The sequence below is a fragment of the Verrucomicrobiota bacterium genome (assembly GCA_016200005.1).
Taxonomy (GTDB): Bacteria; Verrucomicrobiota; Verrucomicrobiia; order Limisphaerales; family PALSA-1396; genus PALSA-1396.
This window is the reverse complement of record JACQFP010000083.1, coordinates 1-7559: the sequence shown is the minus strand read 5'-3', so window position 1 is coordinate 7559 and position 7559 is coordinate 1. Positions and strand designations below refer to the sequence as shown.

Annotated in this window: 7 protein-coding genes and 2 tRNA genes; 5 read left to right on the top strand and 4 right to left on the bottom strand. The window is 56.9% G+C overall.

Features of this window, described 5'->3' with window-relative positions:
* Window positions 1–227 precede the first annotated feature (227 nt).
* A complete protein-coding gene (rpmB, locus tag HY298_26150) occupies window positions 228–503 on the top strand; it encodes a 50S ribosomal protein L28 (GenBank protein MBI3853740.1) in 276 nt (91 codons plus the stop codon).
* A gap of 81 nt (window positions 504–584) precedes the next feature.
* Here rpmB and smpB read toward each other — a convergent pair whose 3' ends face one another.
* Window positions 585–1043 carry an SsrA-binding protein SmpB gene (gene smpB, locus HY298_26145; protein MBI3853739.1) on the bottom strand — a complete coding sequence of 153 codons (459 nt, stop codon included), beginning with the start codon at window positions 1041–1043 and terminating at the stop codon, window positions 585–587.
* A 72-nt stretch (window positions 1044–1115) separates the two neighbouring features.
* Window positions 1116–1370 (bottom strand): DNA-directed RNA polymerase subunit omega, encoded by a 255-nt coding sequence (locus HY298_26140; GenBank protein ID MBI3853738.1) that lies wholly within the window; start codon window positions 1368–1370, stop codon window positions 1116–1118.
* Between the two features lie 247 nt (window positions 1371–1617).
* Between HY298_26140 and HY298_26135 the strand changes: the two genes are divergently transcribed.
* Both HY298_26135 and HY298_26130 read left to right on the top strand, forming a co-directional pair.
* A complete protein-coding gene (locus tag HY298_26135; protein ID MBI3853737.1) occupies window positions 1618–2448 on the top strand; it encodes a sugar phosphate isomerase/epimerase in 831 nt (276 codons plus the stop codon).
* A gap of 75 nt (window positions 2449–2523) precedes the next feature.
* On the top strand, window positions 2524–4275 hold the full coding sequence (locus tag HY298_26130; GenBank protein ID MBI3853736.1) for a CocE/NonD family hydrolase: 1752 nt from the start codon (window positions 2524–2526) through the stop codon (window positions 4273–4275).
* Window positions 4276–4347: 72 nt separating this feature from the next.
* On the opposite strand, the gene HY298_26125 is transcribed toward HY298_26130, so the two are convergent.
* A tRNA-Lys gene (locus HY298_26125) sits at window positions 4348–4423 on the bottom strand.
* 109 nt (window positions 4424–4532) lie between these two features.
* Window positions 4533–5321, bottom strand: coding sequence for a M48 family metallopeptidase (locus HY298_26120; GenBank protein MBI3853735.1), 789 nt, complete (start codon window positions 5319–5321; stop codon window positions 4533–4535).
* Window positions 5322–5866: 545 nt separating this feature from the next.
* On the opposite strand from HY298_26120, the gene larA reads away from it, so the two are divergent.
* The gene (gene larA, locus HY298_26115) at window positions 5867–7129 is read left to right on the top strand and encodes a nickel-dependent lactate racemase (protein MBI3853734.1); all 1263 of its coding nucleotides are present in this window, start codon (window positions 5867–5869) and stop codon (window positions 7127–7129) included.
* 98 nt (window positions 7130–7227) lie between these two features.
* A tRNA-Arg gene (locus HY298_26110) sits at window positions 7228–7304 on the top strand.
* The last annotated feature ends 255 nt before the right edge of the window (window positions 7305–7559 follow it).

The following is a 7559-nucleotide window of genomic DNA, read 5'->3' as shown; positions in this document are numbered from 1 at the left end:
CGCAGCCAACAACCCAAAGCACAATACAAAACCACCACCGACTTCCAAGCTGCCATGGGAGAAAACAACCTCGCCAAAGCCATGCGATTCGTCACACGCAAACGTCCATGCCTCTAAAAACACGCTCATGCATACGCGCTGCTGGCAGGCAAAAGAAGGGAAATAGTGCTTGCAAGAGCGTATGCGATTGCTACCTTCTGCGCTCCTTACGAACAAAAAGGAATTTTATGGCGAGAATTTGTGAACTGACAGGCACAGGATCGATCAAAGGCAGCCACATTTGGCGCAGCGGCAAGGCCAAGAAGAAAGGCGGCATCGGCACGCACGTGACGGCCATCACCAAACGGCGTTTCCTGCCAAATCTTCAGCGTGTCAAGGCCCTCGTGAACGGCGAGGTTCGCTACATCCGGGTCACGGCCAACGCGATCAAAAAAGGTCTCGTCACCAAAGCGCCGAAACGAACTTGGAAAAAGGGGCAAGAGACCGAAACGCTCAATCGTTAAGAGCGATCGATTTTTCCAACGGATTCCTCGGCCAGATTCTTCAAACCTTTGGACAGGGGAACGTCGCAGCGTTTCAACGCTTCAACCCTTCCCCTTGAAACGGTGCATCGTCGCCCGCTTCAGTTCACGATCGGATGCGCGCTTCTTGATGTCGTCACGCTTGTCAAACTGCACTTTGCCTTTGCCAACAGCCAAGGCGACTTTCACCTTCCCGTTCTTCCAATAGAACGAAAGTGGGAACAGCGCATTGCCTTTGACCGAGCTCAGGCCGAACAGTTTTCGGATCTCGGCCTTGTGGAGCAGAAGCTTTCGCGGCGCTTTGGGCTCGTGGTTCTGGAGATTGCCAAAGGCGTATTCGTCAATGTGCGCGTTGTAGAGAAACACTTCGTCCTTGTCCACGCGGGCGAAGGCGTCGCGAATCTGTCCCTTGCCGGCCCGCAACGCCTTGACCTCCGTGCCGCGCAGGACAATGCCCGCCTCGAAGGTTTCGAGGATGTGATAATCGCGCCGCGCTTTCGAGTTGGACAAAATATCGGCCATAAATAATTTCAGCCAGAAGGTCGCCCTTCTGGCTGTTTGCAAAGCATTGGAGGAAACCGGCGCGACCGAAGCTCAATGCTTCCGGCGCTTCTTGCGGGTGGGCGTGGTGAGTGCGACATGCTCCGGCAAGTCCCAACCCATTTTTTCTTCGATGATTTCCGTCAGCGCAATGTCCGCAGCTCCCATGCCCGTGGTGTTGGCTATCAACGGCTGGCTGCTGCCGCCGCCCCCGGCGTTGAGTTGCCGGACGCGTTGCGAAATCAAGTTTACCAGAACGTTGGGGTTGCCAACCTTCTCCAATGCTTTTCTACACAATTCAGTCTTCAAGTTGTCTCTTATTTTTGATGCGTCGAGCGCGCTAACCTAGCGACTGCCACACTGAACGCAACAAAAATAATCTCAAATCTCGGGTGATCATTTTGCCACGCTGTTTTTGTTTTGACAACCGCGGGGATTGCGTGTGCCATCACCTCAACCAACATCGCTTTCCGCGAGTCGCGGAGACACAGTGAATGAACAAAGGACCAATATGAATTTAACGCAAAGAGCCGGCCAGAATCTGAGTATCGCCGCCTTGAGTTTCCTCGTCGCCACCACCCTTCAGAGCGCTCCGCCCATTCCTCAAGAGGGCAGGATCGGTGGTTACGCCATCGGCTGTCAGGCTTACACCTTCAACCGTTTCAGTGTGTTTGAAGCCATCGAAAAGACGGCTCAAGCCGGCGGCAAAGTCATTGAGTTTTATCCCGGCCAAAAACTCAGCAAGGAACAACCCGACATCAAATGGGACCACAATGCCTCCGAGGAAGTCATCCAAAAGGTCAAAGACCAGCTCGCCAGACATCACGTGCTGGCCGTCAACTATGGCGTCGTCGGGCTCTCCAAAGATGAAAGCGAGGCGCGCAAAGTGTTCGAGTTCGCCAAGAAGATGGGGATGTATGCCATCACCACCGAATCAGACGATGCGCTCGACACCATCGAGAAGCTGGTCAAGGAGTACGACATCCGGGTCGGTTTTCATGAACACAAACGCCAGGTCAACAATCCCAAATACAAACTTTGGGACCCGAATTACGTCCTGTCGATCGTCAAGAACCGCGACAAGCGCATCGGTGCCTGTGCCGATACCGGCCATTGGGCTACGTCCGGCATCAAGCCGCTCGATGGTCTCAAAATCCTCAAGGGACGCATCATTAGTTGCCACTTGAAAGAGCGGACTGCCATCGGCAAGGAACTCCCCGACTGCATCTACGGCACCGGCGTCACCGACACCAAAGGCATTCTGGAGGAACTGAAACGTCAGCATTTTGACGGCAATATCTCCATCGAGTACGAAAACAACTGGGACAATTCCGTTCCAGATGTGGCCCAATGCATCGGGTTCGTTCGCGGCTACACTGCCCGCTAATTCTGGGCAGCGAATTCCGCCACCAAAAGCTCTTCTTGGGAAAATCGCCCGGTTGAATAACGCCGGATGTGTCGTATGGTGTCATTCATGTTGGATGCAAGAAAAAGAATTCTCCTGGGAAGTGGCGTCTTGTTCCTGCTGCTCTCGCTGACGATGGTTCTCAACTCGTTCGGCGGCGCGTTCACCAAATACAATACCCGCATCCCCGTCCCCGCCCGGGCCACCGGCACGGATACGGGCGACACGGAATCCGCCACGACAAACACCATTCGTCTCGACGCCAGTGTTTATATTCCGGACGGCGCGGTCGCTCCCACGCCGGTGATCATCGTCATCCATGGTTACGCCGGCGCGAAGAATGACGAACGCGTGGTGATGCTGGCGGAAGAATTTGCGAGCGCTGGTTACGTGGTGCTCGCGCCCACCGCCCGCGGGTTTGGAAATTCTGACGGCAACGTGGCCGTGGCCGGTCCGAATGAAATCAACGATTTGAAGACGTTGATCCTGGCCATGCAAACCGGCACCATCGGTGATTCACCGGCCATTACTGTTCCCGTCACGGCCGCCAGCAAATTTGGCGTGGGGGGCGCTTCGTATGGTGGCGGGCATTCGTTTGAAATCATGCGCACCCACGTGCCGGGCCTTGCCGCCGTGGCACCCATCGTCGGCTGGACGGACCTTTACCAGGCACTCTGCCCGAAGGACGTGCCCAAGCTCGCTTATGCGGTCGGCTTTTTCGCCAGCGGTTACGATCCGGCCCATCCCAATTATGCCGATCAAATGTTTGACTGGATCAAAAACATCCTGGGCGGCCAACCTGAAAAAGTCCACGTCGGCGATTCGCAAACCAGCATCGACTGGCGTTCCGTGATTTTTGACCCCGCCGAATTGCAGGTGCCGGCGTTTGTGATTCAAGGCTGGCGCGATCATCTGTTTCCCGCCGAACAAGCCACCGCCCTTTTTGAAACCAACACCAACATTCCGTTTTTCAAACTTTACCTGGGCGGCCTCGGCCATCCGCCCGCCTCCTCCGACCTCGGCAGCTCCGAGGGACTTTACATGCGCGCCCAACTTCGGCGCTGGTTCGATCAATGGTTGAAGGGCATTGACACGGGAATTCTTACGGAGCCGCGCGTCACGGTCGCGCCGGAGAAATCCACCGACTGGTCGGAAGCGGCGTTGGTTTTCGCGGATGCCTTCCCGCTGCCTGGCACGATCACGAATATCTATTACCTGAATGGCATCCTGCTTTCGACAACTGGATCGAGCGGCACGCCGCAGAAATTGTCGCCCACGGCAGGTGGCTCCACGTTGATCAGCTTTATTCGCAACGCCTTTGGCGGCGACGCCGCGGCACTGATGACCACCATCATCGCCGTGAACGAAATCATCAATGCGAGCGGCGACATTTTCAGTCCGAACATCGTGACGAAGTCCGATGACAGCGCCAACGCGCGAAACTATACCAGCCAGCCGCTGGCCAACGATCTCAACGTGGTTGGCCTGCCGACGTTTCAATTGTTTGTCTCGGCGGCCAAAACCAACGCCTGTTATTTCGTTCAACTCCTGGAAAAACTTCCCGACGGCAGACTGAAACTCGTCACCCGCGGCGCGTTCAAAGATCACACGGCCGCATTTCAAAACCCGCATTCGATTGAATTCTCTCCCTTTGCCATCAACCACGTTTTCAAAGCCGGCAGCCGCATCCGTCTCCGCATCACCAGCCGCGATTATCCCTTCTTCCTCCCGAACCTCAACCAGCCCAAAGTCAAAATCTATCGCGATGCCAACCACCCTTCACGCTTTACACTGCCGGTGGCGCCGTAGGCTTTTCCAGGCCGGCGAGGTTGCAAGGCCGATCCGGCAAGTTGGATGAAATGTTTTGATTCGGGTAAAGGCTGGTGGGCTGGCAGGGACTCGAACCCTGGACCAATGCCTTAAAAGGGCACTGCTCTACCAACTGAGCTACCAGCCCAACCTTCCGGTGGAAATCGAGGACAGCATAACTCCACGCGCTACCAAAACGAGGCGCGAAAAAGTAATCAACCTGTTCCAGCCGCGCAAGCGATTATTTCCTGTCACACTTACTGAGGCCGATACTGCTGTTTCGCCTCCGGCAGCCAGCCTTTGAGTTGTTTGATGCGAACCTCATCCACTGGATGCGTGCGGAGAAACCACGGAGTGCTGGCGCCACCCTGCCGATTGAATTCCGCGAACCGCTCCCAAAAACCGACCGAAGCTTCCGGGTCGTAACCTGCCCGCGCCATATACAAGATTCCGATGTGGTCCGCCTCGGATTCCTGCAACCGACTATGCGGTAACGCCACGCCCAGCTTACTTCCCACGCCATAGACCGTCGTAACCGCCGTGTTCCATTTGGATTCTGCCGTCGCGCTGCCGAGGATTTTTCCAAGCCCTTCAATCCCCATCGCCTCGGTCATCCGCTCAGCGCCATGCCGCGCCACGGCGTGCGCCACCTCATGACCAATGACCGTCGCCAACCCCGCCTCATCTTTGGTGATCGGCAGGATGCCGGTGTAAATGCCGACCTTGCCGCCGGGCAGACAAAACGCGTTGGCCTCCTTGCTTTCAAACACCACGAACTCCCACTGCGCGTTCGGCAACGGCGCCACCGCGGCAATGCGCTTGCCGACTTTCTGAACCAGCGCGTTCGCGGCGGCATCCTTGCTGACCGGCACCTCCTGTTTCATTTTGTCGAAACTCGTCAACCCAAGCTTCATCTCCTCCGACGGTGAAATCAGGTTGACCTGCCGCCGGCCCGTTTCCGGCACCGTGGTGCAACTGCTGAACAGCGCGATCACTAGAACCGTAACCCCTCCGATAAAGAATAATCGCATCGTGTAAGTTTTCATGTCCGCACTTAACCACAATCCAATTCCACCATCAACTCCAACCCGGCACCGCCCCTCACCCGGACTTCGGCCATCCTCGCCCGTCGGATGAGGAGAGAATTCCCCGAGATCTTGTCGCGTGTTGAACCCCTGAACCCACCCCAACCCCTCCCAGGAGAGGAGCGGTCCACGATGTTTTGTTCCCCTCGTGGGAGGGGTTTTGGGGTGGGTCGTTTGGAAGCAACTGCATCGGCAGGGACGAAGTGAGAGCAGTTTTCTGTATTCGGAAATAGGGCCATGCACTTGATTCCCCTTCAGGCAAACGGAGGACAACCTAAAGGTTGAACTCCAACGGAAACGGCCTTCGCGCGGCGTTGGAGTTCACGCTTTCGCGTGTCCGATCGGCCAAGAGGAATTAAGTGCATAACCCAATCCGGAAATATAGTCTGGCAACCAACTTGAGATGACAGCTCTGCGTCGCATCGATGGCCGCGGCGATTTGCTCCTTTCCCGATTCAACTTTCTGCGGTAAATAAATTCAGCGGTATGCAACGTCTCGTTTTACCATGAAAGTCGATCTCGCCTATGGCCACGGTCATTTGCCAGTGGAACTGCCCGATGATCGCACCACCGTCATCAAACCGGCCCACACGCCCGGCCTGGCTGACGAACGCGCCGCCGTTTTCGCCGCGCTGGAAAAACCCATCGGCGCGCAACCGTTGCGGCAGTGGATCAAATCCGGCCAACGCGTCTGCATTCTGTTCACCGACATTACCCGCGCCACGCCCAACGAACGCCTCATTCCCTGGCTGCTCGAGCATCTCGCCCATGTCCCGCGCGAGAACATCACGCTCCTGAACCAGCTCGGCACGCACCGGCCGAACACCCGCGCTGAACTGGAAACAATGCTGACGCCCACCGTTATCCAGAATTACCGCGTCCTCAATCACGAACCGGAAAATCCCGATGCCCTCGTTCAACTTGGCACCACCCGCGACGGCACCCCTGCCCTCCTCAATCGTCACGTCGTCGAGGCGGACGTCCGCATCGTCACCGGTTTCATTGAGCCGCATTTCTTCGCCGGATTCAGCGGCGGCGTCAAAGGCATCATGCCCGGCGTGGCTGGCCTCCAGACTGTGATGAGCAATCACGGCGCGAGAAATATCGGCGATCCTCAATCCACCTTCGGCATCACGAACGGAAATCCCATCTGGGAGGAAATGCGTGACATCGCGCTGCGCGTCGGCCCGAGTTTTCTCCTGAACGTCTCGCTTAACGAAGAACGGCAGATCACCGGCGTCTTCGCCGGCGACCTGCTCGCGGCGCACAAAGTCGGCTGCGAATTCGTCAGAAAATCCGCCATGCAAAAGTTCGATGCGCCGTTTGATATCGTTGTCACTACGAACAGCGGTTATCCACTCGATCAAAATCTTTATCAGGGCGTCAAGGGAATGAGCGCCGGGGCGCGCGTCATCAAGGAAGGCGGCACGTTGATCCTGGCCTGTGAATGTCGCGAAGGCGTTCCCGCCCACAGTCCGCTCGATGATCTTTTGCGCAGCGCCGCCAGTCCCGAAGAAATTCTGACGCTGCTGGCCGCCCCCGGTTTCGTCCGGCCCGAACAATGGCAGGCACAAATCCAGTCCCTCATCCAACGCAAAGCCAGAGTGCTCATCTACAGTTCATTGGCTGACGACATCGTTCGCGCCGCGCATCTCACTCCCTGCCACGACATCACCGCCGCCGTAAAGGAATGCCTCCAATCCCATCGCAACGGCGCGCGCGTCGCTGCGCTGCCGCAAGGGCCGCTTACCATTCCGTATCTGGCGTGACATCCGTTCGCAGTCAATGCGTGATGGCCAGACCCTTTGCGGGAGACCTGAACCCGCGCTTGCCTGGGCACTTCCACACGGCTAAGGTTTCATCGGTGGCGCCCGTAGCTCAGTTGGATAGAGCATCTGCCTTCTAAGCAGATGGTCGCGTGTTCGACTCACGCCGGGCGCGCCAAGTTCAACAACCTCCTCGAGTGCTGTAAACGGCGCGCGGCGTTCACGCCGCTTCAACTCACGAACACCAGCCGGTACAATTGTTTCCCAGCGCCTCACAACTTTGCGCGTTGAGGCGGAATAAATTCCGCGCTCCCGGTCGCGCCGCCGCCGAGGATGAATTTGGAAACAAAATCCGTCGCCAGGCGTGTCGCCGTCCTAACGGCACGCCGAGACGGAGAAAATCTTTGGTGTTCATCAATTCAAAGCTTCATCG

What these genes read in the sequence shown, in the direction of transcription:
- HY298_26120 (MBI3853735.1), bottom strand. Translation starts at nt 5,321, where the DNA reads ATGAAAACTTACACGATGCGATTATTCTTTATCGGAGGGGTTACGGTT.
- larA (MBI3853734.1), top strand. Translation starts at nt 5,867, where the DNA reads ATGAAAGTCGATCTCGCCTATGGCCACGGTCATTTGCCAGTGGAACTG.
- rpmB (MBI3853740.1), top strand. Translation starts at nt 228, where the DNA reads ATGGCGAGAATTTGTGAACTGACAGGCACAGGATCGATCAAAGGCAGC.
- HY298_26130 (MBI3853736.1), top strand. Translation starts at nt 2,524, where the DNA reads ATGGTGTCATTCATGTTGGATGCAAGAAAAAGAATTCTCCTGGGAAGT.
- smpB (MBI3853739.1), bottom strand. Translation starts at nt 1,043, where the DNA reads ATGGCCGATATTTTGTCCAACTCGAAAGCGCGGCGCGATTATCACATC.